Consider the following 24,972-nt stretch of genomic DNA (forward strand, 5'->3'; position numbering starts at 1 on the left):
ACTTTATGACAAAAGTGGTAACGATCTGATAACTTTGACCCCAAAATGACCCCAAAACGGCAAAATGACTGCGCCCGGACGGCTGAATTTTTCAACCGTCCGGGCGCTTTTTGTGGATAAATTTTGCGGAGTTGGCAGGTAAAAATACGAGCGGCCAGTGTAGTCAGCTTGCCTTGACGAGTACCAACACGCTGTTGTTTGGCACGACAATCTGTTCCTGTTTGGTGGGAATGGGCGGGTTCTTGTATTGGCGCAGGGCTTTTTCGATTTGCTGCTTGACTTCGAGCAGGGCAGCATCCAATGTAGGGGTCTGCACTTCAATTTTTGGAAAGTCAGGAACATGGGCGGTGCAGCCGTCCGGGGATAAGGTGCAGAGTACAGGATATCCCGAACAAACTGTCCATCTCAGGGCGTTTGTTGTAACCTTATACTATCGCAGGTTCAGGCGGGAAAGGCAATAGAAATTCTTACACAAAAACAGCAATAATTGTATGTCTTGCGCAAAATGTGTGCGCTTTTCATAAACGGAAAAATTTGCAGGTTCCTCATAAAATCGGACATGGGAGAAAGCGCGCAACTGCGCTATGATAAGAGAAACCCACTGCCATGAAAAGCCCGATTTTTAAAGAGAGGATGAAAAACCATGAGAAAAGCAAAGCGCAGATGCCAACAGCTGGTTGCAGCGGCAATGTGCGTCGGTATGCTGGCCGGTATGGTCCCCACACAGGTCTTTGCCGAGGAAGCACAGCCGGCTGCAGCAATCGCGCAGCAGGAGCAGGCCCCTGCACCGTCCGCCAACGAGACGGAAACCCCTGCCCCGACTGAGGAACCGGCGGCCGAGCAGACCCCTGCCCCGACTGAGGAACCGGCGGCCGAGCAGACCCCTGCCCCGACCGAGGAACCGGCGGCCGAGCAGACCCCTGCCCCGACTGAGGAACCGGCGGCTAAGCAGACCCCCGCCCCGGCTGAGGAACCGGCGGCTGAGCAGACCCCCGCCCCGGCGGAAGAGCCTGCGGCCGAGGAGACCGCTGCACAAGCTGCCGAGGTGATGAGCGCTGCGGTGCAGGACTCCGAGAATGAGAACTTCGGCAAGGTGCTGGAGGATCAAGACCTTGTTGCGGTGCGCAGCGGCGCTTCTCTGGTGGAGTCGCTGTCCACCGGCAAGCAGGTCAAGGTAACCGCTGAATGGATCAGCGGCAGCAACTCCGCTGTGGACGGCGGCGGTGCCCTGCAGGAGGGGGACGCCTTCTTCAAGCGCAGCCGCTTCACTCTGTATGCGAATGTCAAATTCGATGCTGCGCATGACAACACCTCGGCGCTGCTTGTCGGCAGCGATGCCGGTGCAAACTTCCGCATTGTGCCCTGCAAGACGGACGGCACAGCTGTGCTGAAGGTCAACAACGGTACGGAGCACAAGCTCTCCAAGGCGATGACCGCCGGAGAATGGAACGCCCTGGCCCTTGTCTATGCCGAGAATGACACCGAGGGCACGGTGGCCGTCTATCTGAACGGCGAGGAGGTCCTGCCTGCCACCGGCATCGGCTTCAAGCTCAGCGAGAAGTCCGGCATCGTGGGCGCCGTGGGCGCCACCTTCGGCACCGGCTTTATGCGCACCGGCCTGTATGACGAGCTGGTCGTGACCGGTGCGGCGGACGCCGAGGCCGCCAAGGTCGAGACTGCCGCCCGCAAGGCGGCGGCCGATGCGGTTGTCGCGGTGGACGGCGTTGTCACCGTCACCGGTGCGGAGGTCGAGCAGGCCGCCCAGAATGTCAACGGCTGGACCTATAAGGGGCTCGGCATGCTGAACGGCAACTCCACCAGCAACCTGCTGCTTGACTACAAGGCCGAAAGCCCTGACGCCTACTGGGCCATGATGCGCTATCTGTTCGGCGGTGACTACCCGCTGTTCAGCAACATCAAGATGGAGATGGGCAACGACGGCAACAACTCTACCGGTGCCGAGGCCTGCACCATGCGGTACGAGGACGAGGAGGCAGATGCCTCCCGCTCGCCCGGCTTTGTCATGGCCGCCGATGCCAAGACGATCAACCCGAATGTCAAGGTGTCGATCCTGCGCTGGGGCTGCCCGAACTGGGTCAACGCCTACAAAGGCACAGACTGGTATGCCGCCAACTACAAATGGTACAAGGAAACGATCTTTGACGCCTACGAGAAGTACGGCTATGTCGTGGATTACATCAACCCCGACACGAACGAGACCGGCAATCCTGACAGCGGGATCATCAAATATTTCGCCAACGCCATTGCCAACGAGACGGATTTCCCGGAATATTTTACCGAGGAGGCCAAGCAGGCCTACCGCAGCATCAAGATCGTGGCCTCGGATGAGAACAAGGGCCTGAAGATCGTACCCATGATGCGCGGTGACAAGGACCTGTATGACGCGGTGGATGCCATCGGCTTCCACTACCGCACCAACGCCACCGATGACTATATCAAGATGGCCGATGTGGATGACAAGGAGGTCTGGTACAGCGAGGGCTGTGCGACCTTCGGTTATTCCGAGCTGCAGGAGAACAAGACCGCCGAGTACGGTGCAGGCACCATCGGCGGCTACCAAAGCCCGCTGGCGCTGCTGGACAGCTTCCCCAACGCCTTTGTCGGCTCCCGCCGGACGATGTACATGTTCCAGCCGGCCATCGGCGCCTTCTACGAGGGCATCCAGTACGGCCATAAGGAGCTGCTCTCCGCCCGCGACCCGTGGAGCGGCTATATCCACTATGACCCTGTGCTTTACATGCTGGGCCATATCACCAAGTTTGCCAAGACCGGCTGGGAGAATGCAAGCAACACCGCCGGTATCTGGCGCGTGCTGCCGGGCGCTACCTTTGCGTCCTTCGGTGCCAGCTCGAACGAGCATGCCACCGCAGGCATTGACGGAAACGCCAGCTATATGACGCTGGCAGCACCCGACAAGCAGAACTTCTCCACGGTGTTCGTCAACAACACCCGCAACGAAAAGACCTTTGCCGTCAAGCTGTCCGACATGGCGCTGAAGGCCGAGGCCCTGCACATCTGGACGACCGCGACCGACAGCTATATGCAGAAGGGCGAGGACGCCAAGATCGAGGGCGGCATCGCCTATGTGACCGTACCGGCCTACAGTGTTGTGACCGCCACTACGCTGGATACTGAGCCGGAGCGCTTCCCCACTGAGGACGGCAGCGGCGATTACATCCAGACTGCGACCCGCGCGGTGCTGGACACCGATGCGACCGGCAAGAAGGCTGATACGGCCGATGACTACCTCTACGCCGATAACTTCGACTATAAGGAGGAGGAACTCAACTACATCGTGGACCGCGGCAATGAGCCCCGCTACATGCTGGACACCCACGGCGCATGGATCGTGGAGAACGGCCGCTTAAAGCAGGAGAACGCCGCCGGCGTGACCCAGTGGAACGGCGGTGACCCGGCTACCATCGTGGGGGACTGGCGCTGGATGGACTACAGCGCTTCGGTGGATATGGAGCTGCCCAACGCCGATGCCAACCGGTATGAGCGGCTGACCATCCGTGCGCAGACCGGCATGAACTGGAACAACAGCGGCTACACGCTGGAGCTCAACGGCGCGGGCAGCTGGAAGCTGTTCCGCATCGGCTCCGCTGTGGCCAGCGGCAGTGTTGCCAAGGATGATGCTGGCAAGTACAATGTAAAGCTCATCGGCTTGGGCGACACCGTCTATGCCTATATCAACGGCACGCTTGTCACCAGCTACACCGATGCAAATCCGATGCTCTCCGGCCGTGTGAAGATCAGCTCCAACTGGACGCAGGTCTATGCGGACAATCTGGAAATCAGGACCGTCAAGGGCGGCATTCCCTACGCCACTGCCATGATCGATGGTCAGGACGATGGCGTTGTCTATGAGGGTGCATGGGCCATCAACAACCCGGGCGGCGGCAGCGCTGACAACTGGTACCGCACGATGTCTGAGGCCAGCACCGCCGGTGCGGCGTTCACCTTTGCGGTGGACGGCAGCGGCTTTGCCATCATGGGCAGCAACAACGGCTCCGCTGTGATCGATGTCTATGTGGACGGCGTGATGAAGGTTGAAAACGCCGCCACCAAGGCCGCCCACACCCGCGGTGAGGCGTACATTCTGTCCGACCTTGCCGCCGGCAAGCACACTGTCAAGGTTGTGCTGAAATCCGGCACGCTCAAGGTGGACGCGCTGAACACCATCGGCAACCGCCTGCCTGCCGCCGAGGGTGCAGTTACCGAGGTGCTGACCAAGCTGCCTGCGCTGGAAAGCTATGTCACCGGCAGCGGCATCGGCAGCCTGCCCGCCGCGGTCGAGGTCAAAAAGACGGACGGCACCACCGCGACCCTGCCTGTGGATTGGAATGTGGATATGAACGCACTGAATGCCAATGCCTACGGTGCGGCCGAGATCCAGGGCACCGTCAAAGGGGCCGTCAACCCGCTGGGCGAGAAGCTGACTGTCAGTGTCAAGATCGGCGAAGTTATCCCCGGCGATACCGTGGTATTCATCGACAGTGTGGCCGGTGATCCGGCAGCCGTCAGCGGCGGCACGACCGAGAGCTATACGCTGTACAAAAAGGCTCTGGGCAGCAAGCTGCTGAATGAAGCCTTTGACCAGCGCAAGACCGCCGATAATGACTGGGGTCTTGTCGATACGGATGCCGGTACCAAGGGCTACAGCTCCACCGCTGACAAGACCGCGACCGGCATCTACGGCCGCGAAAATAAAGCGGGCGAGACCCTGACCTACGCCCTGACCCTGCCTGCAGGCAGCTACATCCTGACGAGCGCCCACCATGAATGGTGGGGCCAGAACCGCCCGATGACCGCCGTGGTCACCGATGCCGAGGGCAACGCCCTGAGCGAGACCGCGACCCTGAACCTGAACGGCAGCAGCGGGGATATCCTCAACAAGGCTGTGTTCAAGTTGGACGGTCAAAAAACCGTTTACTACACGGTGACCGCCACCGGCAGCCAGGCACCTGTCATCAGCTGGCTGGGCGTGCAGCGTCAGCCCGCCGAGACGAAGGTCGTTGTGACGAAGGGCCTGACCAGCGTGCCGGAGGCACTGCAAAATACAGCGTTTACTACAACCGAAAAAATTGAGAAAGAGCTGGTAAAGCAGCTCTCCGATGAGATCAGCGGCTGCAAGGTGAGCATCTACGATGTGAAGCTGATGCTGGATTTCGGTGACGGTAGCCTGATCGAAGCCGAGGAAAACAGCTTCCCTGCAGGGGGCATGGATGTCTGGTTCGACCTGCCCGATGGTGTGACCGCAGAGAATTTCAGCCAGTTCGATATTGAAGTGGCGCACATGCTCTGCACCCGCGACCATGCCGGTGAGGTTGAGCTGCTGAAAGACCCGGAGCTGGACGCTGCGAACGGCAAGCTCAAGGTGCATGTAGGCTCCTTCTCTCCCTTTGCCATCGGCTGGAAGGCCAAGCCTGCCTCCGGACCGGTGGTGACGCCGGGCACCGGCAGCACCGGCACGACCCCCGGCGGCAGCACCGGTAGCAACACCGGCAGCAACACGAATGCCGGCAACAGCAGCAATACCGCAGCAGGCAATGCGGGCGGCACCGCCGCTGCTGCAAGCGGTACCGCCAAGCCTGCAGGCGCAGCCGATAACAAGGCTGCGGTGCCTGCCAAGAGCGGGCTGATTCCCCAGACCTCGGACAGCTTCCCGCTGCTCCCGGTCGCAGGCATTGCACTGGTCAGTCTGGCAGCGGTCGGCCTGCTGGCCCTGCTGAAAAAGAAAAAGCACGAAACGCGCTGAGCCTCTGACGATATAAGATCGTGTTTGCACAGTCCCCGCCCGGAAACGGGCGGGGATTTGTTGCTGCTATGACAAAAAGCCGCACACACTGCGAGGTGTGTGCGGCTTTTTGCGGCTTGGCGGGGGTTACGGTGCCTCGGTGCCCCATGCCTCAAGCTGGGTCAGCGCGGGGAACGGGGACGGGTCCTCGGCCTTTTTCAGCTCAAACAGCTTCAGGCTTTTTGCGGTGCGCGGGGTGATCGCAAAGGTCTGCGGGGCGGCGGTCTTGGTCAGCTGCAAAACCTCGCGGCTGCCGTCATCAAACGCCACGGTCGCCTGCGTCCAGTAGCTGTCGTGCGGGAAATCCGCGCGCAGCGTCAGGCGCAGCTCGTCCACGATCACGGCGCGGCCGAAATCCAGCGTCAGCGCGGCATTGGGGTCGCGGTTAATGCCCCAGCTCTGGTACGGCCAGGTGCCGTGGGCGTCATTCTCATACACGCCGTCCACGGCGTTGCGGGCGGCAAACACGGCCTCGCCGCGGGTCTCCACATTGGCGGACGCATGGGGGAAGAAGCCGGTATCACCGTGTTCGTCATAGGGGTTGAACGCAAGGTTGCGCCGCGCCTTGATCTCCGCCTCGGTGGCAAAGCGGGCGCGGATGATGTGGCAGCACCCGGAAAAGCTTTTGGGGCTGTAGGTGATGGCCTGCTCGCCGAACGGAATGTGGAAGTTGATCTCCCGCTTGACGACATAGACGAGCGCCGGGGCCATCGTGTCCTCAAACTGGATCACGATATACTGCCCGGGTGTGCCGATCTCCAGTGCCACGCGGTCCCCCGGCTTGTAGGCGTTCATGTACACAAGGCTGACCTGCTCCGCACCGGGCGCGGTCATGAGGGTCTGGCCCTCGGCGTCAAGGATCTTTAACTTCAAAAGCTCCATGGGTATCATCCTTTCAGAAAACGGTAAGGGCAAGCTGCCCGGTGAAATACAGGCGGGTGCGGTAGAGGGTGTCCGGCCAGGCCTGACGCAGCCGGGCATCGGTGACGGCTACCGCCTCGGTCACGATGCGCACAGCCCCATCCGCACGGGCGGCCGCTAAGGTGCCGAACTGCACGGTGCTGCCGTCTGCGGCGGGCTTTTCAACGCTCATCAGCGTCAAGGCGACCTCGCCGGGGTAGTCGGTCTCATCGCACAGGGTCAGCCCATCGGCAGTCAGGCGCACGGCGCGGCGGTAGTACCCCAACCCCGGCACGGCGCCGTAGGCAGGGGCAAGGTCCATTGCGATGCTGTCCAATGTGTCGGCCACGGCGACCCCGGCAGCGGCAAAGGCCGCACCGGGCTGCTGCTGATACGCCGCACCGTCGGGGTCAAATTCCGGCAGGTTGTGCCAGCCGGACTGCATCGTCCAGATCTCATACCGCTGCGGGCTGAAGGTCTTTTTGCTGTAGGTCTCCACACCCACATCAATCAGGAGCGGTGCCCCGTTTTTATACAGCGTCACGCTGCCCACATCGTTGTGGTTGTGGCTGTCGGCGTTGCTGCCCGCCTTGGCGCCCAGTGCATAAGCGCCGCGGCGGCAGACGAGAATACCGACGCTCGGATACCAGACATCCCCCGGCGCGGCAGGGGATGCGCGCAGGGCAAAGGCAGTCACCTCCTGCTCGGCCAGTGCGGTCTGAAGATGGTAAAACAGGTTGATGCCCTCGCTGTCATCGGGGTGGTGCAGTCGGTCGGGGTCAGGGGTGCGCAGCGTTTCAGCCCAGTCGTGGGCGGCCAGCGTCATCAGCGGCAGGCTGCCGACCCGCTTGCCGAACAGGTACTCCCGCACGCCGCGGGCCCCGGCCAGCGGGCTGCAGTCAGCAAAATTCAGGTAGTACGGCCCGGCAATGTGCATGTTGACAATGTACTCGGCCATGTTTTTGATCTTCGGCTCAGCCCAGATGTCGTCAAAGACGCCGGGGGCGATTTTGCACAAGAGGTCCAGCGCGTTGAACATCGTCAGCGCGGCGTGGCGGTAGTACTGTGCGCCCTCGCTGCAGCAGCCGTCCGGGCCGTAATCCTTCAAAAAGCAGTCAAGGCTGTAGGCGGCCTGCCCGACATAGGCGGGCAGCGCCTCAACCGGGGCGCACTGCGCGGCGGCCAGCAGGACATTCTGGGTACACCACGGTGTCCAGTTGCACATCGGCTCGTCATCGCGGCCCATCCACCAGAAATGCTCGGTACGGTAGGGCGTCAGGATGCGGCGCTCGACCTCATGCTGCAGCCGTGCCGCCAGCCCGGGCGCGTATTCGTCAAGGGCGGCACCCAGCAGGCCGTACACAGTGGCCAGCAGTGCGCCGGTCTCGGCGGCAAACAGGTCCACGATCGGCCGCGTTACATCGGGCAGCGGCAGCTGGGGCGTGTCGCGGATATAGCTGTTGTGGGCGGGCAGCTGCCACGCGCTTTCCTCGCAGATCGCCCATGCGGCATCGGCGATAGCGGGCAGATAGCTGCCGTCCCCGGTCACGGCCTCGGCCATTGCCAGCGCACAGAGGGTGCGGCGGCGGGCAAAATAGGCGTGTTCCCATCGGGCGCGGTCTCCGTTTTGGGTAAATTGCAGCCACAGCGAGAGCGGCAGCTGCGGCACTGCGGCGGCATCGCGCAGGGCGGCCTGTCCCGCCGCCTGCCAGCGCGCAGCGCCCGGCAGGGCCTGCCACGCCGCGCGGTCGCGGTAAGGCGGGTAAAGCGTGGGGCGCATCGCGTCAAAGCGCGGCGTCATCCTTTGCATCAACATACGATCCCTTCATTCTCTGGATATATTCGCGGGGGCTGGCTCCCTCCAGCTTTTTGAACACCTTGCTGAAATAGAAGGCGCTGTCAAAGCCTACCCGGCTGCTGACCTCATAGATCTTCAGGTCGGTGGCGGCCATCAGCTCCTTGGCGGCGGCGATGCGGGCGGTGGTGACATACTCCACAAAGCCGCGCTCACTGTTTTGTGCAAAAAGCTGGCTCAGGTAGTTGGGGCTGAAGTTGAACACCGCAGCTACATCGTTGAGGGTCAGCTTTTCGGCCAGATGTGCCCGGATGTACTGCTGCACCTGCGCCACGACCTGTGCGCGGTGATCCAGCGGGGTGTTGGGCTTCTCATGGTAAAAGGCAAGGGGAGACTCGCTGCGCAGCAGCTGCTGGGCGGCCAGTGCATCCTGCCGGCTTTGGGAGATCTGCAGAATGTCCGGCACCGCGCGGCCCACGGCCCAGTAGATCTGGGAGCTGAAATAGTTGTAAAGGATCTGCCCGGTGGCCTGCAGGGCGGGGGTCAGCGCGGTCTCGGGGTCCTCGCCCTCCTGCAGGGGCAGCAGCGCCGAAAAATGCTGCAGATCCATGCCGATCACGCGGCAGGGACGGTATTTGGGCAGCGTTTCAGCCGCCATGCGGGTGACGCCGGTGCTCAGGGTGAGCAGCTGCTCGGTCGAAAGCTCCGGGGTGCGGATGCTGCCCAGCGCCACGACATACTGCGGGGCGTGGAAGTCCAGCCCCAGCTCGGCACACTGGCGGTCAAAGGCGGCGCGGTCGGTCAGCAGACCGCCGTACAGCTGCAAAAACAGCCGGTCGCGGTAGCTGTCCATGCTCACGGCGGGGGCAGCGGGGGCCTGCAGCCGCCGCTCCTTCTCCACAGCGGCGCGGGCCTTGTCCAGCGCGGCGGTCAGGCTCTCGGCAGTCAGGTCGATCTTGACAAGGTAGTCCACCACGCCCAGCCGCATGCTGCGCTTTACATAGTCAAATTCCTCATAGCTGGTCAGCATGATGAATACCGGCAGGGCAGAGCCGTCCTTGTGGCAGCTCTCCGCCAGCGTAAAACCATCCATGACCGGCATACGGATGTCGGAAACAACGATGTCGGGGTAGGTCTCTCCGATGGCCTTGAGGGCCTCGGCCCCGTTGCGGGCGGTGCCGACCACGGTGTAGCCAAGCTCGGCCCAATTCAGCATGCCCTGCATACCGATGAGGACCAGCGGCTCATCATCGACCAAGAAAATTTTTGTCACGGTAACACCTCATTTTGGGGGATGCCTTCCTGTTGGGGAGAGGCAGGGGTATAAACCCATGGGCGGGCAGACGCGGCAAAGCCGGGCTGCATCAGTCTGCTTTGCGGACGGCTTCCCCTGCGGGGGAGGCCTTTTTGGCGTCCGGCAGCCGCACCGTTACGGTCGTGCCTACGCCCGGTTCACTCTCGATGCGCAGGCCGTAGGCATCGCCGAAGCTGTATTGCAGCCGGCGGTGAACATTCCAGATGCCCACATGGCGGTATTTGGCGGCGGCCTCCTCGGGGCCGGGCTCCTGCAGGGCTTTGGCGGCCTGCGCAGGGGTCATGCCCACACCGTCATCGCTCAGGAGGATCAGCACATCGCCGTTTGCAGCGTCCCGCTCGACCCGCAGGGTCACCTCACCGGCGCTGCCCTTCGGCTCAATGCCGTGGAAGATGGCGTTCTCGACCAGCGGCTGCAGCGTAAAGCGGGGGATCAGGCAGCTGTGGGTAAGGTTTTCGTCCTCGATATAGCTGACATCAAGGGTGATCGTGCCGCCGTAGCGGTACTGCTGGATCGTGAAATAGTCGTTGAGCAGGGCAAACTCCTCATACAGCGGCACAAGCCGCTCATTGCCCTTGGAAACGCTTTTCAGCAGGCGGGAGAGCGCCGTGACCATCTCGGCAATGCCGGGCGCATGCTGGATGGTAGCCATCCACTTGATGCTGTTGAGGGTATTGTAGATGAAATGCGGGTTGATCTGGTTTTGCAGCATCCGGTATTCAAGGTCCTGCTTTTGCTTTTCGTCCTCAAGGCGGCGGTCCATCAGGGCGGTGATGTTGCCCGACATTTTATTGATGCCGCGGCCGATGTCGCCCAGCTCGTTGTCCCACTCAATGGCCGGGTCAGCGGAAAAATCGCCGCTGCCGACCGCCTCGATCCGGCTTTGCAGCGCCGTGATCGGGCGGGCGATCATCCTGTGCAGAAGAAATGCCAGCGCACTGCCCAGCGCCAGAATGGCCGCCAGACTGAATATGAGTGAGGCCGACAGATAGGGAATCTGCCGCTGCAGCGGTCCGTTGGGCAGGACCTCGATCAGGTAGAGATCATGCACCCCGATGGGATACCGCACGATAAGCTGGGTGTTGACGCCGCTGCCGCGCTCGTATACCTCGGTCAGGCTGTCGAGGGTCTCGGCGTCAAAGGGGCGGGTGTCCTTATAATAAGTACGGTCGGTGTCAAGCTCGGTCAGGGTGTTGTTCTGCACGGTGTAGATATGCTCGCCCATCTCCCACAGCAGCTTCCCGCCCTCTGACAGGGTAAAGCCGCGCAGCGGCGCCGTGATGACGGAAGGGGAAACAAAGATGCAGACATGCGCTGTGCGGTCGGTGCCGGGCAGGGTCAGGGCGCGGCAGATCGGGATCGTCTGCGCCGCCTGAGTGGTCAGCGCCAACGGGTCGCGGGTGATATACGCCCAGCCGTAGCTGGCCTCGTTGTAGCCGGGGATCGTCTGCAGCAGCTCCGGGGTCAGCGCCACGACATTGGTGGCAGCCGTGCCGAACATCATCGGCCGCCCGGCGGCGTTGATGAGCATGAACCGCTGGATATACGGCAGCGTGCGCATGGAGTTGTATTTGGCTGAGATCATCGGGTACATCGAAAGCGCCTGATTGTTGCCGGCGGAATCGGTCAGCAGGTAGGTGCGCATTGACGGATTGTAGGCGCACCAGCTTGCCAGATCGTCCACCTCGTCAAGGTCGCGGTAGATGGCGGCGGCTGCAGTCTGCAGGGCATACTCGGCATTCAGCAGGGTGGTACGCTCCCACTCAGCGTTGAGCTGGTGCATGTTGCTGACTGTGATGACGATCGACACGCCCAGCGTGAACAGGAGGGTCAGCGTCAGCACCCGCAGCTGCAGGCTGCCCCGATGCAGGTTGAATTTGCCCATAAAGGCTCCTTGTATAGTATAATAAGGTGAGAAGCAGCTTTTTGAATGGTCCTGTATATACATATATACCCTATCAGACAGGCTGCTGTCAAGAATAAAACTGTACAAATATGACAAAATAGCGCGTATTTGCTTGTCTATAACTGTAAGAAAGATGAATATTGCAGGTTTCTTGAAATATTACATGTTTTGGCGGTCTCCTTTGCGGAACTGCCGTAAATATTGCAAAAGTAACCAAAAATATACCATCGCTTTCGGCGGGCAGCGGGTGTATGATAATGACAACGAAAGGGACAGGCCCTCTGCAGAAAGCCTTCCCGCAAGTAACGATTTCTTTTTAGGAGGAGAAATTAGTATGCGTAAAATGCAAAGATTCGCAGCCCTTGGGCTGGCCGGCACCATGGCCCTGAGCCTGGCAGCCTGCGGCGGCAGCTCCGCTTCCACCACGGACTCCACCCCTGCAAGCACGGCATCTTCCACCGAGGCCACCGCAGAGAGCACGGCCTCCGGCGACAGCGTCACCCTGAACTGGGCGCTGTGGGACAAGGACTCCACCGCCTACTGGGCAGCGCTGGCAGACGGCTACATGGCCAGCCACCCCGGCGTCACCATCGAGATGACCGACCTTGGCTCCACCGATTACATGACCCAGCTGGCCACCCAGCTGGCCGGCGGCAACGGCGAGCTGGATGTCCTCTCCATCAAGGACATCCCCGGCTACTCCAACCTGATCAACCTCGGTATGCTGGAGCCGCTGAGCGGCAAGCTGACCACCGATGAGAGCAAGTTCAACGGCGTTCTCGATCAGCTGACCGCCGAGGACGGCAACTACTACGCTGTTCCGTTCCGCTCTGACTTCTGGGTCGTCTACTACAACAAGGACATCTTCGATCAGGCCGGCATCGAGTACCCCACCAACGATATGACGATGGCCGACTTTGACGCCAAGATCCGCGAGGTCTACGAAAAGACCGGCATCTACGGCAACATCTACCACACCTGGCGCTCCACCACGACGCTGTTCGGCATTCTGGACGGCAAGAACACCGTCATTGACGGCAACTACGACTTCCTGAAGCCCTACTACGAGCAGGTCATGGCCGAGCAGACTGACGGCGTCATCCCCAACTACGGCGAGCAGAAGACCGCCAACCTGCACTACTCCGGCGCGTTTGAGAACGGTCAGGCCGCTATGTGCAACATGGGCTCCTGGTTCATCGCTACCCTGCAGAAGTACAACGCCGAGGCTTCCGCCAACGGTGTCCAGCCCGTCAACTTCGGCATCGTCAAGTATCCTCATCCGGACGGCGCACCTGCCGGCTCCACGCTGGGCACTGTGACCAGCCTGGCCGTCAACGCCAACTCCGAGAAGAAAGAGGCTGCGCTTGACTTCGTGAACTGGTGCGCTTCTGAGGAAGGCGCCAAGGCCGTTGCCGCAGTCGGCACCTTCCCCGCCGTTGCCAGCGACGAGACCAACAAGATCATCTCCTCCACCGAGGGCTTCCCCTCTGACGAGAACTCCCTCGAGGCACTGAACACCACCGCCATCTACCTTGAGATGCCGCTGTCCGACAAGGCCTCCGAGATCGAGACCATCCTGAACACCGAGCATGACGCCATCATGACCGAGAGCGAGACCATCGACGAGGGCATCGCCAACATGAACGAGCAGGTTCAGGCACTGCTGGGCTGATTTGAGTGATCACGGCCCCTGCAAGAAACATTTGCAATCTTCCAACTTTTTCATAAGTTTTCCTTCTTCTTCGTAAAGGGGCGGGCGGGCGCGCCTGCCCCTTCTCTTATGCAGCTAACCCCCGAGGAGGTATGATCCATGGCCGAAACCACACAGGCTGTACAGGTGAACCCAAAGCGCGGCATGAAAAAATCCACGCGGGACAGCCTGATCGCCTACAGCTTCATCGCACCGAACTTCATCGGCTTCTGCGTCTTTACGCTGGTGCCCATGATCTTCGCCATCGCGCTTTCCTTCTGCAACTGGGATGGTGTTCATCCGGTAGAGTTCACCGGCATCAGCAACTTTGTCGCGCTGCTCAGTGATAAGACCTTCAAGGCGGCGTTCGTCAATACGCTGGTCTACGCCGTCGGCACCGTGCCGCTGACGCTGGTCTGCAGCCTTGGTCTGGCCATGCTGCTGAACCAGAAGGTCAAGTGCCGCAACTTCTTCCGCACGGTCTCGTTCTTCCCGTATGTTGCCTCGCTGGTCGCGGTCGCGGCCGTCTGGAACATGATCTTCAGCCCCTCGATGGGCCCGGTCAACCAGATCCTTGCGGGCCTCGGCGTGGAGAACCTGCCCAAGTGGGCCGCCGGCAAGGACACCGCTATGCTGACGGTCATCCTCTTCAGCGTATGGAAGAACATGGGCTACTACATGGTCATCTACCTTGCCGGTCTGCAGGGCACGAACCCCGAGCTGGAGGAGGCTGCTGAGCTGGACGGCGCCAACAAGTGGCAGATCTTCTGGAATGTCACGCTGCCGCAGCTCAAGCCCACGACCTTCTTTGTCATCATCATGCTGACCATCGCCTCCTTCAAGGTGTATGACCAGATGTATATGATCACTCAGGGCGGCCCGGGCAATGCCACGATGACCCTTGTCTACTACATTTATAATGTTGCCTTTGTCAACACACCCAAGTACGGCTATGCAAGCGCCGTCTCGATGGTGCTGTTTGTACTGGTGCTGTTTGTCACCATCATTCAGTTCAAGGGCTCGTCCAACAACGACTAAGGAAAGGAGGATACACCATGGCTACTACCGCTGTAAAAGAAAAGACCGGCTCGATGAAGGCGCAGCATATCGTCAGCCGCGTGCTGATCTACGCGCTGCTTATCATTGTGGCGGCACTGATGCTCATCCCGTTCCTGTGGATGCTGTCTGCATCCTTTAAGCTGAATAAGGATGTTTTCACCTTCCCCATTGAGTGGATTCCCTCCAACCCGCGCCCGCAGAACTATGTGGATATTTGGACCAAGATCCCCCTGCTGACCTTTATCAAAAACACCGCCTTCCTGACCATTGTGGTCACGATTTTGCAGGTGCTGACCTCCTCGTTTGCCGCCTATGCGTTCGCCAAGCTGAACTTCAAGGGCAAGAATGTGCTGTTCCTCGGCTATATCGCAACCATCGCGGTGCCCTGGCAGGCCTACATGGTGCCCCAGTTCATGATGATGCGTTCCTGGCATCTGAACAACACCCACCTTGCCATCATCTGTTTGCAGGCGTTCAGCGCGTTCGGCGTCTTTATGATGAAGCAGTTCTATGAGGGCGTCCCCACCGAGCTGTGCGAGGCCGCGCGTATCGACGGCCTGTCGGAGTACGGCATCTACGCCCGCATCATGCTGCCGCTGTCGCTGCCGGCTGTGTCCACGCTGGTCATCTTCACCTTTGTGAACACATGGAACGACTTCCTCGGCCCCCTGATCTACCTGACCAAGACGGAGCTGAAAACCATCCAAATCGGCCTGCGCATGTTCATCAGCCAGTATTCCGCAGAGTACGGCCTGATCATGGCGGCCTCGGTCATTGCGCTGATCCCGGTGCTGATCGTGTTCCTCTCCCTGCAGAAATATTTCGTGCAGGGCGTTGCATCCAGCGGCCTGAAGGGCTGATACACTACCCATTTGTACGGGGCGCAAGGCGGAAAGCCCTGCGCCCCTTTTTTTAAGATAAAAGATAAAAATTATGGTGGCGCGTTCCGCTGCGCTCCACGCAAAAAAACAAAACCGCGAGCCCCGCATTTTGTTTTCGCCCAAGGCGAAAACTCCACCTTATTTATTATCTATTATCTTTTATCTATTCTCTAAGAAAAAAGAGGTTTCCCATGAAAACATTCCCCAATAAAATCCTGACGAAGTCTCAGGCCGAACAGGCGCTGGATACCGCCGTGGCTCTTGTGCGGCAGAATCTGCCGCTGTATACAGACCATTGCCAGAACCATTCCAGTGTTCATGACATCTATCCCCAATGCGAGAACAACCAGTGGACCTGCGGCTTCTGGCCGGGCGAGGTCTGGCTCAGCTATGAGCGCACCGGTGATGCGGCGTTCAAAAATACCGCGCTGACGCTGGTGGACAGCTTTCTGTACCGGATTGAAAACAAGATCGAGGTAGACCACCACGATATGGGCTTTCTGTACAGCCCGTCCTGCGTGGCAGCCTACAAGCTGACCGGCAGCGAAAAGGGCCGCCGCGCCGCCATTCTGGCCGCTGACCAGCTCTGCACCCGCTTTCAGGAGAAGGGCAGCTTCTTTCAGGCATGGGGTCCGCTGGGCGCTAAAGACAACTACCGCTATATCATTGACTGCCTGCTCAATGTGCCGCTGCTCTACTGGGCCAGCGAGACCACGGGCGATGCCCATTATGCCGAGCTGGCGCACCGCCATGTCACGACCTGTCTGGCCAACTCCATCCGGCCGGACGGCTCGACCTACCACACCTTCTTTATGGACCCCGTGACCGGCGCGCCGGTGCGCGGCGCGACCTGTCAGGGCTACAAGGATGACAGCTGCTGGGCGCGCGGGCAGGCGTGGGGCGTATACGGCACGGCCATCAGCTACCGCTATACCAAGCGCCCGGAGTATCTGGAGGCCTTCCGCCGGGTGCTGTCCTATTACCTTGACCGCCTGCCCGAGGATCTGATCCCTTACTGGGATATGACCTTTACCGAGGGCGACACCGAGCCGCGGGACTCCTCCTCGGCATCCATCGTGGCCTGCGGCCTGCTGGAGGCGGCCAAGTACGCCAACCCCGATCAGGCTGCGGAGTACACGCTGCTGGCGGCCCAGATGCTGGGCAGCGTGGCCGAGCATTATGCCGTCAGGCAGGGGCCGCAGGGCATCGGCCTTGTGCGCCACGGCACCTACAGCAAAAAGAGCCCCTACAACACCTGCACGCCGGAGGGCGTGGACGAGTGCGTGAGCTGGGGCGATTACTTCTACATGGAAGGTCTGACCCGGCTGACGAAGGATTGGACCCTTTACTGGTGACATAGGGGCCGGGTGTGCCGGCCTCTACAAGAGGTGATCCTATGAACTTACAGACAAAACAAGACTTCACCGCCCTTGCAATGCGGTTTCTCAGCCCCCTTCTGCCGCTCTATTCCCCGGGCGGGGCGCTGCTGCATCTGGGCGATACCGGCGCCACCTACCCGCAGCGCACCATCGGGATGGAGGCTTTCTCCCGCCCGCTGTGGGCGCTGGCACCGCTCTGGGCGGGCGGCGGCAGGGCCGATGCGTTCCTGCCGATCTACCAGAGGGGGCTTGTCAACGGCACCGACCCAGACAGCCCCGAATACTGGGGCGACCCCAACGATTACGACCAGCTTTTTGTCGAGATGGCGGCGCTGGCCTGCGCTATACTGGAGACACCCGAGAGTGTCTGGAACCCGCTGACGGACACCGAAAAGGCAAAGCTGGGCAAGTGGCTCGACACGATCAATCATCACGACCTGCCCGGCTGCAACTGGCTGCTCTTCCGGGTGCTGGTCAATCTGGCGCTGGATTCCGTGGGTATGCCCTGCAGTATGCAGCAGGCCGCCGCCGACATGGCCGAGGTGGACAAGTGGTATGTCGGGGACGGCTGGTACTCCGACGGGCCGGCCGAAGTCAAGCCGCAGAAGGACTACTATAACCCTTGGGCCATACAGTATTACACGGTGCTGTACAGCGTGTTTGCCGCCCGGCGCGACCCCGCCCGCGCAGCGCTCTACCGTGAGCGCGCCGTGCAGTTCGGCCGGCAGTTCGCCCAATGGTTTGACCCGGACGGCGCGGCGCTGCCCTTTGGCCGCAGCCTCGGCTACCGCATCGGGCAGAGCGCGTTCTACGCCGCCTGCATCTGGGCGGGGCTGGAGCCGCTGCCCCTGCCCGTCATGAAGGGCATCATCGTCCGCAATCTGGCGTGGTGGCTGGCCCGGCCCATCTTTGACCGGGACGGTGTGCTGACGATCGGCTACGGCTACCCGCAGATGTACATGGCCGAGCAGTACAACGCCCCCGGCAGCCCGTACTGGGGCCTCAAGGTCTTTTTGCTGCTCGCTTTGCCCGACGATCATCCGTTCTGGGCCTGCGAGGCAGCCCCCCTGCCGGAGGAACTGACCCGTCCCGGCGTGATCCCCCAGCCAAGCGCCGACCTGCTGCTGCAGCGCCTGCCGGACGGCCAGTTGAACGCCTATTCCCCGGCAAATTATGAAAAGGGCGACCACGGCCAATTTACCGAAAAGTACGGCAAGTTCGTCTACAGCACGCGGTTCGGTTTTTCGGCCAGCCGCAGCTATGTGCAGCTGGAGCAGACCGCGCCCGACAGCATGCTGGCCTTTGTCATAGACGGCTGGACCTTTGTACGGCGGCACAGCGACAAGTTTGTCCTTTTTGGGGATCGGCTGCTGAGCGAGTGGCGGCCCTTCCCGGGCATCAAGGTCACGACCGAGCTGGTCCCCACCGCGTGGGGGCACACCCGCACCCATACGGTCGAGAGCAACATCGCCTGCACGGCCTACGACTGCGGCTTTGCCGTGCCGAAGTTCGCCGCCGGCTTTGCACAGTCGGCGGCCGGCAGTGAGGCCGAGGCGAAAAACGCCGCCTGCCGCTGCGTGGTAAAAGGCGCAGCAGGGCAGGGGGTCGTGATCAACGCCGCCCCCAACACGAATCTGTACGACCCCAACACGGTCATCCCCGCCGTGCGGTATGAGATACCCATCGGCACCGCAGTGCTGAACACCCGGGTGGAAAGCCGGCATAACTAAAAGCTTGGGCCGCTGCCGTGCAGGGACCATCATAAAGCTTTTGCAAAAGGCGAATCATCGCTGCTTTTTGTATCATAGAGAGAGGGTTTTACTATGTATCCGCAAACCAATGCTGTCCGCAGCGTCCGGGATCTTTCCGGCGTGTGGGATTTCCGTTTCAATGCCAATGAGCCATGGCAGCCCATCGCGGTGCCTGCGTCCTACAACGACCAGAGCCCCGACCCTGAGTTCCGCCGCCACTACGGCATGGCCTACTACCGCACCACCTTCACCGTGCCCGAGGGCGCGCGCCGTGTGCTGCGGTTTGATGCCGTGACCCACAATGCCGTTGTGCGGCTCAACGGTCAGGAGATCGTCACCCATCGCGGCGGTTTCCTGCCCTTTGAGGCCGATATCACGGCGCTGGCCAAGCCCGGCGACACCGTGACCCTTGAGGTCGAGGTCGATAACCGGATCGGCCACGGCACGCTGCCGGTCGGCAATGAGGGCGGCACTGCCTTCTTCGGCTCCGACAATGCCGGTATCCCGGCAGTCGAGGCCGGCAAGGCCCGCCAGCAGATGCAGGGTGTCAACCTGCCGAACTTCGACTTCTTCAACTATGCGGGCATCACCCGCCCCGTCCGCCTGTACACGACCCCGGCGGCTTATATCCGCGACATCACGCTGGTGGCCGGTGCTGACGGCAAGCTGCACTACACCGTGGACACAGTGGGTGAGGGCAATGTGCAGCTGACCGTGCTGGACGCCAACGGCCGCGCTGTTGCCGATGCGGACGGTGCTGCGGGTACGCTGCAGGTCAAAAACGCCCGCCTGTGGCAGCCCCGCCCCGGCACGCCCTACCTGTACACAGCGCTGGTGCGGTTCGGCACCGATGAATACCGCCAGCCGTTCGGCTTCCGCAGTGTCGAGGTGCGCGGGCATCAGTTCCTGATCAACGGCGAGCCGTTTTATTTCAAAGGCCCCTGCAAGCATGAGGATTCTTTCTTCCGCGGCCGCGGGTATGACGCCTGCGTGACCGTGACCGATCTCAAGCTTTATGAGTGGCTCAACGCCAACTGCCTGCGGATGAGCCATTACCCCTACGCCGAGGAGGTCTACGACCTCTGCGACCGGCTGGGCATTGTGGTTATTGATGAGACGCCGGCTGTCGGCATCGGCGCGGGTGCGGCGTGCGACCCGTACAAGACCTTCCCGCTGAAAAACTACCACAGCGCCGTGCTGAAGGCCATGATCGACCGCGACAAAAACCATCCCTGCGTGGTGCTGTGGAGCCTTGGCAACGAACCGGACACCGAGCATTTCCCCGAGAGTGCCCGCGATTACTGGCGCCCGCTGTATGAGCAGGCCCACGCGCAGGACCCGCAGGGCCGCCCCGTCACGATGGTCTGCTGCCAGAACGACTACACCAAGGACATCACGACCCGCACGATGGATGTCGTCTGCATCAACCGCTACTACGGCTGGTATAATTTAAGCGGCGATCTCGACAATGCGTCCTACGCGTTCCGGCAGGAGCTGGACTTCTGGAAGGGGATCGACAAGCCGCTGATCCTGTCCGAGTACGGCGCGGATACGGTCGCGGGCCTGCACGGCGTTGCCCCCGAGATGTTCACCGAGGAATTTCAGGTCGAATACTACAAGGCCATCAACGCATGTCTGGACAGCTACGCCTTTGTTGTGGGCGAATGGCCGTGGAACTTTGCAGACTTCTCGACCCAGCAGGGCCCGATGCGTGTCGGCAGCTGCAACCGCAAGGGTCTGTTCACCCGTGAGCGCACCCCCAAGCTGGCGGCGCACTATTTCCGTGACCGCTGGGCAAAAAAGCAGCCCAATGACCGATAAAAGAGGATGACACTATGACACCCGAACTGAAATGGCTGACCGACCCGACCGTCTTTGCCGTGAACCGGCTGGATGCACACTCAGACCATGTTTGCTACCGCAGCGAGGCGGAGATACGACTGGGCGGCAGCTCGCTGCGCCAAAGTCTGGACGGCAGCTGGCGCTTTGCCTACAGCGCCTGCCCCGCCGCCCGCCCGGCGGATTTCTACCGCGAGGACGCGGATCTCTCTGCTTTCGGCACAATCTGCGTGCCCGGGCATATCGAGCTGCAGGGCTACGGGCAGATCCAGTACACCAACACCCTCTACCCGTGGGACGGCCGCAGCTATCTGCGCCCGCCGCAGATCGACTGGGACAACACTCCTGTCGGCAGCTATCTGCGGGAGTTTGACTTGGACGAGGGGCTGCGCGGGCAGCGCGTCTGCGTCAGTTTTCAGGGTGCCGAGCAGGCACTGTATGTCTGGTGCAACGGCCACTTCGTCGGCTACGCCGAGGACAGCTTTACCCCCTCGGAATTTGACCTGACACCGTATATCAGGCAGACTGGCAACCGCCTGTGCGTCGAGGTGTACAAGCACAGCAGCGCCTCCTGGCTGGAGGATCAGGACTTTTTCCGCTTCTCGGGGCTGTTCCGCTCGGTCTATCTCTACGCCAAGCCCAAGGTGCATATCCGTGATATCTGGCTCAAGGCGGAGCTGGCCGAGGGCAACACCACCGGCCTTCTGACCCCCATCGTCAAGCTGGACGGCGAGACGGACGGCGCGCGGGTACACCTGCGCCTGACCGACGGCGAGGAGTTCGCCCTCTTTGATGAGGACATTGACGGCAGCACCATCGAGCTGAGCGCCATCCACCCGTGGAGCCATGAGACACCGGTGCTGTACCATGCCTTGCTGACCCTGTATGACGCCGACGGTGCCGTGCAGGAGGTCTTGCCCTACGACATCGGCTTCCGCCGCTTTGAGATGAAGGACGGCATCATGTGCTTAAACGGCAGCCGCATCATCTTCAACGGTGTCAACCGCCATGAGTGGAATCCCGAGAAGGGCCGCGCCATTGACGAGAGTGATATGCACGCCGCGATGGCCGTCTTTAAGCGCAACAACATCAACGCTGTGCGTACCTGCCACTACCCCAACCAGAGCCGGTGGTATGACCTCTGCGATAAAAACGGCATCTATATGATAGACGAGACCAACCTTGAAAGCCACGGCAGCTGGCAGAAGCTGGGCGTGGTGGAGCCGAGCTGGAATGTCCCCGGCAGCCTGCCCGAATGGCGGGACTGCGTGGTCGATCGCGCGCGCAGCATGTTTGAGCGCGACAAAAACCACACGGCAGTGCTGATCTGGTCCTGCGGCAACGAGAGCTATGCCGGCGAGGATATCCGCGCGATGGCGGCGTTTTTCCGGGAAAATGATCCCGGCCGCCTTGTGCATTACGAGGGCGTGTTCCAGTGCCGTGCGTTTGACGACATCAGCGATATGGAAAGCCGGATGTACGCCAGCCCCGCCTCCATCAGGGAATATCTGGACGCCGACCCCAAGAAGCCGTTTATCCTCTGCGAGTATATGCACGACATGGGCAACTCGCTCGGCGGGATGGAAAGCTACATTGCGCTGATCGACCGGTACGAAAAGTATCAGGGCGGCTTCATCTGGGACTACATGGATCAGGCGCTCTGGCATACCGATGCAATGGGCCGCCGCGTACTGGGCTACGGCGGAGATTTTAACGAGCGCACGACCGATTACAACTTCAGCGGCAACGGCATCGTCTATGCGGACGGCACCGAAAAGCCTGCCATGCAGGAGGTCCGCTACTGGTACGACACCCCAGAACGCCGCGCTGTGCACGATGCGCACAATAAGCTGGCAGCCGAGCGCAGTGCCGCCGCACTGGCCGCCGCATGGCAAAAGCGCCCAACCCGGCCCCTGACCGTCACCGAGGGCGACGGCAACATAGGCGTAAAGGGCAGCGGCTTTGAAGTGCTGTTCTCCATTTCCGAGCAGGGTCCCGTTTCGCTGCGCAAAAACGGCGCCGAGTGGCTGTGGCGCGCCCCGCGCCCGGCATTCTGGCGAGCCTCTACCGACAACGACCGCGGCTGCAGTTTCCCGCAGCGCGCCGCCGTCTGGATGGGTGCCGACGTCTTTGTGCAGAGAATGGGCTTTACCGTGCAGGAAAAATCCGCGCAGTGTGTGCGGGTGCAGTACCGTTTTGGTGTGCCCGGCGTACCGGGCGCGCAGGTCGAGATGATCTACACGGTCGAAGCACAGGGTGCGCTGCGGCTGGATGCCGTTTACCACGGCGTACCCGGCGCACCGGAGCTGCCCTGCTTCGGCATCAAGTTTGAAACGGCTGCTCCCGTTGTGCGCACCCGTTGGACGGGGCTTTCAGGCGAAACCTACCCCGACCGCTGCAAGGGCGGGGTGTTCGGCTGCCACGAGGAACCCCCGCACATTGAACCGGCGCTGGTGCCGCAGGATTGCGGTTTGCACATGGATACCCAGCAGGTAAACCTGCAGTTGGCTGACGGCAAGACCCTGACGTTGGAATCCACCGGCGAGGCGTTTGCCTTCAGCGCGCTGCCCAACACGGCGCAGCAGATCGAGGCTGCGCAGCACCCCTGTGAGCTGCCCGAAACCGGGCGCACCTGCGTTACCGTGCTGGGCGCAGCGCGCGGCGTCGGCGGCATTGACAGCTGGGGTACCGATGTGGAGGCACCATACCATGTCAACGGCGAACAGCAGCACAGCGTCAGCCTGAGGATCCTGCTGTAATAAAATAGCAAAGCTCATAGAAAATCTGAGGGTCTGCTCTGAAAAGCGCCCGGACGGCTGAATTTTTCAACCGTCCGGGCGCTTTTTGTGGATAAAATTTGCGAAGTTGGCAGGTAAAAATAGGAGCGGTCAGTGTAGTCAGCTCGCTTTGACGAGTACCAGCACGCTGTTGGTTGGCACTACGATTTGGTCTTGTTTGGTGGGAATGGGTGGGTTCTTATATTGGTGTAGGGCTTTTTGGATTTGCTGTTTGACCTCCAGCAGGGCGGCGTCTAGTGTTGGCGCTTGTGCGGTGATTTTGGGGAAGTCCGGCACATGGGCAGTGCAGCCGTCCGGGGATAGTGTGCAAAGCACCGGATAAGGCTGGTTCTCCACAGAGATACTGTACTGCATCCCGAACATGTCATCCATCTTGTCCATTTCGTGCCGCTTATGTTCGTCCATGCTGTGGACATAGGTGTCCATTGTGAATGCTACGGAGTAATGACCGAGGATGGCCGACAGCGTTTTGTAGTCCATGCCGCGCTCCAGCGCACGGGTGGCGAAGGTGTGGCGCAGGGCGTGGAAGGTAAAGTGTCCGATGTCGGCATCCTTCAACAGGCGATCGTAGTAATCCTTGAAAGTTTTCTGCTCAAAGTAGTGACCGAATTCGTTGGTAACGATGAAGCCATAGTCGGTGTACTTATCCCCTGCCCGAATCTTATCCTGCGCTTGCTGTTGTTTCCAGCGGGCAAGCTCGTCTGCCATTGTGCGGGTCAGCGGAATCGTGCGGCGAGAGTTTTTCGTTTTGGGTGTACCGAATACGATTTCAGTTTTGTTTTCGCCGTCGTGGGCTTCGTACTTGGCAAGGCGGTTAATCGTGCGCCTGACATGAAGCTGCGCGGTGGAAAAGTCGATGTCCTCCCACTTTAGTGCCAGCAACTCCCCCATGCGTAATCCGGTACACAAGTCTAAGCGGATAAACACGCCGTAGCGGTGGCGGTAGCTGGCCTGCACCAGCGCCCGCTGCTGGTCGTTGGTAAAGACTACGACTTCGGGTTTCTCTCCGCTGGGCAGGGTCACGGCATCGCAGGGATTATAAACCAGTAGATGCTCTTTTACAGCTTGTTGTAAGCACTTGTGTAATGCCATGTGGTAGTTGCGAAGCGTCTTGGGCGACAGCCCTTCTTCGCGGAATTTGTAGTTATAAAATTCCTGCAGGGTATGAGGTTCAAGCTTCTTGAGCAGGATTTTTCCCAGTACACAAAAGTGCTTGTTGAGATAACTGCGGTAGCTGGCGTAGGTGGACTGCTTGACGGTATCTTTCATGTAAGTCTCCAGCCAGTATTCGTACCATTCGCCAAGAGTCACCGACATAGGATCGCGCCAGCCCTGTGTGCGGACTTCGTGGGCTTGCTGCTGCAGGATTGCGATTGCCTCTTGCCGCGTGTTGCAGCAGGTGGATGTGCGTCTGGGCTTACCGGTTTTGTAGTCGATTCCGGCGGATAGCCGAACCTCCCACCGCCCGTCTGTACGCTGACGGATGTTGCCCTCGTTATGCCCGCGGCGCAGGGATGTTTTAGATGTGTCTTTCACGGTGCATCGTCTCCTTTCGTGACACAAAGACTACCACAGGTACGACCACAAAGCTATTCATCAGACCCGACAATCTTCGGGTTCTCGTTTTGGGCTTTATTGACCTTTTGCTGCTCCAGCCAGCCCAGAAGTTCATCCCGCCGTACCAGCAGTCGGTTTCCAATGTGGAACGCCGGGAAACTCGCGTCGTGAAATATGCGGTAGGTGGTCGAGCGCGAAATGCCGAAGTAAGTTTGCACTTCCTTGGGGCTGACAACATTGGGTAAATTTTGAAATTCCGTGTTCATGGGTTCCTCCTATGT

At 60.6% G+C, this 24,972-nt stretch carries 15 protein-coding genes; 8 read left to right on the forward strand and 7 right to left on the reverse strand.

Translation table 11 applies throughout. The features are described 5' to 3' along the window. Positions 1 to 163: 163 nt before the first annotated feature. The gene (locus GPK89_RS09770) at positions 164 to 316 is read right to left on the reverse strand and encodes a hypothetical protein (protein ID WP_215692701.1); all 153 of its coding nucleotides are present in this window, start codon (positions 314 to 316) and stop codon (positions 164 to 166) included. 327 nt (positions 317 to 643) lie between these two features. Here GPK89_RS09770 and GPK89_RS09775 point away from each other — a divergent pair, with 327 nt between their 5' ends. After that, positions 644 to 5,782 carry an Ig-like domain-containing protein gene (locus GPK89_RS09775; RefSeq protein WP_215692703.1) on the forward strand — a complete coding sequence of 1,713 codons (5,139 nt, stop codon included), beginning with the start codon at positions 644 to 646 and terminating at the stop codon, positions 5,780 to 5,782. Positions 5,783 to 5,908: 126 nt separating this feature from the next. Here GPK89_RS09775 and GPK89_RS09780 read toward each other — a convergent pair whose 3' ends face one another. From GPK89_RS09780 to GPK89_RS09795, 4 genes are all read right to left on the reverse strand, one after another. Next, complete coding sequence (locus GPK89_RS09780; protein ID WP_215692705.1) at positions 5,909 to 6,703, reverse strand: carbohydrate-binding protein; 795 nt, start codon at positions 6,701 to 6,703, stop codon at positions 5,909 to 5,911. Between the two features lie 13 nt (positions 6,704 to 6,716). Then, positions 6,717 to 8,537, reverse strand: a complete 1,821-nt coding sequence (locus GPK89_RS09785) for a heparinase II/III domain-containing protein (protein WP_215692706.1) — start codon at positions 8,535 to 8,537, stop codon at positions 6,717 to 6,719. After that, a complete protein-coding gene (locus tag GPK89_RS09790) occupies positions 8,506 to 9,789 on the reverse strand; it encodes a response regulator (RefSeq protein WP_215692707.1) in 1,284 nt (427 codons plus the stop codon). The genes GPK89_RS09785 and GPK89_RS09790 overlap by 32 nt, the downstream gene beginning before the upstream one ends. 91 nt (positions 9,790 to 9,880) lie before the next feature. Further along, positions 9,881 to 11,716, reverse strand: a complete 1,836-nt coding sequence (locus GPK89_RS09795) for a sensor histidine kinase (RefSeq protein WP_215692708.1) — start codon at positions 11,714 to 11,716, stop codon at positions 9,881 to 9,883. Between the two features lie 355 nt (positions 11,717 to 12,071). Between GPK89_RS09795 and GPK89_RS09800 the strand changes: the two genes are divergently transcribed. The 7 genes from GPK89_RS09800 to GPK89_RS09830 all read left to right on the forward strand — a co-directional run bounded on the left by GPK89_RS09800 (position 12,072) and on the right by GPK89_RS09830 (position 23,095). Further along, positions 12,072 to 13,409: an ABC transporter substrate-binding protein gene (locus tag GPK89_RS09800; protein ID WP_215692709.1), complete on the forward strand. Its 1,338-nt coding sequence runs from the start codon at positions 12,072 to 12,074 to the stop codon at positions 13,407 to 13,409. Between the two features lie 138 nt (positions 13,410 to 13,547). Further along, positions 13,548 to 14,465: a carbohydrate ABC transporter permease gene (locus GPK89_RS09805; RefSeq protein ID WP_215692710.1), complete on the forward strand. Its 918-nt coding sequence runs from the start codon at positions 13,548 to 13,550 to the stop codon at positions 14,463 to 14,465. A gap of 17 nt (positions 14,466 to 14,482) precedes the next feature. Then, on the forward strand, positions 14,483 to 15,346 hold the full coding sequence (locus tag GPK89_RS09810; protein WP_365946492.1) for a carbohydrate ABC transporter permease: 864 nt from the start codon (positions 14,483 to 14,485) through the stop codon (positions 15,344 to 15,346). Between the two features lie 212 nt (positions 15,347 to 15,558). Continuing rightward, positions 15,559 to 16,722: a glycoside hydrolase family 88 protein gene (locus GPK89_RS09815; protein WP_215692711.1), complete on the forward strand. Its 1,164-nt coding sequence runs from the start codon at positions 15,559 to 15,561 to the stop codon at positions 16,720 to 16,722. Positions 16,723 to 16,763: 41 nt separating this feature from the next. Next, a complete protein-coding gene (locus tag GPK89_RS09820) occupies positions 16,764 to 18,476 on the forward strand; it encodes a DUF2264 domain-containing protein (protein WP_215692712.1) in 1,713 nt (570 codons plus the stop codon). A gap of 93 nt (positions 18,477 to 18,569) precedes the next feature. Beyond that, complete coding sequence (gene uidA / locus GPK89_RS09825) at positions 18,570 to 20,318, forward strand: beta-glucuronidase (RefSeq protein ID WP_215692713.1); 1,749 nt, start codon at positions 18,570 to 18,572, stop codon at positions 20,316 to 20,318. Between the two features lie 14 nt (positions 20,319 to 20,332). Continuing rightward, positions 20,333 to 23,095: a glycoside hydrolase family 2 TIM barrel-domain containing protein gene (locus GPK89_RS09830; protein WP_215692715.1), complete on the forward strand. Its 2,763-nt coding sequence runs from the start codon at positions 20,333 to 20,335 to the stop codon at positions 23,093 to 23,095. 138 nt (positions 23,096 to 23,233) lie between these two features. Here GPK89_RS09830 and GPK89_RS09835 read toward each other — a convergent pair whose 3' ends face one another. Next, positions 23,234 to 24,670 (reverse strand): tyrosine-type recombinase/integrase, encoded by a 1,437-nt coding sequence (locus tag GPK89_RS09835; RefSeq protein ID WP_215692717.1) that lies wholly within the window; start codon positions 24,668 to 24,670, stop codon positions 23,234 to 23,236. A 53-nt stretch (positions 24,671 to 24,723) separates the two neighbouring features. After that, the gene (locus GPK89_RS09840; RefSeq protein ID WP_215692719.1) at positions 24,724 to 24,957 is read right to left on the reverse strand and encodes a helix-turn-helix domain-containing protein; all 234 of its coding nucleotides are present in this window, start codon (positions 24,955 to 24,957) and stop codon (positions 24,724 to 24,726) included. Between the last annotated feature and the right edge of the window lie 15 nt (positions 24,958 to 24,972).

It is taken from the genome of Gemmiger formicilis, from assembly GCF_018784445.1.
In the GTDB taxonomy this organism is placed as follows: domain Bacteria; phylum Bacillota; class Clostridia; order Oscillospirales; family Ruminococcaceae; genus Gemmiger.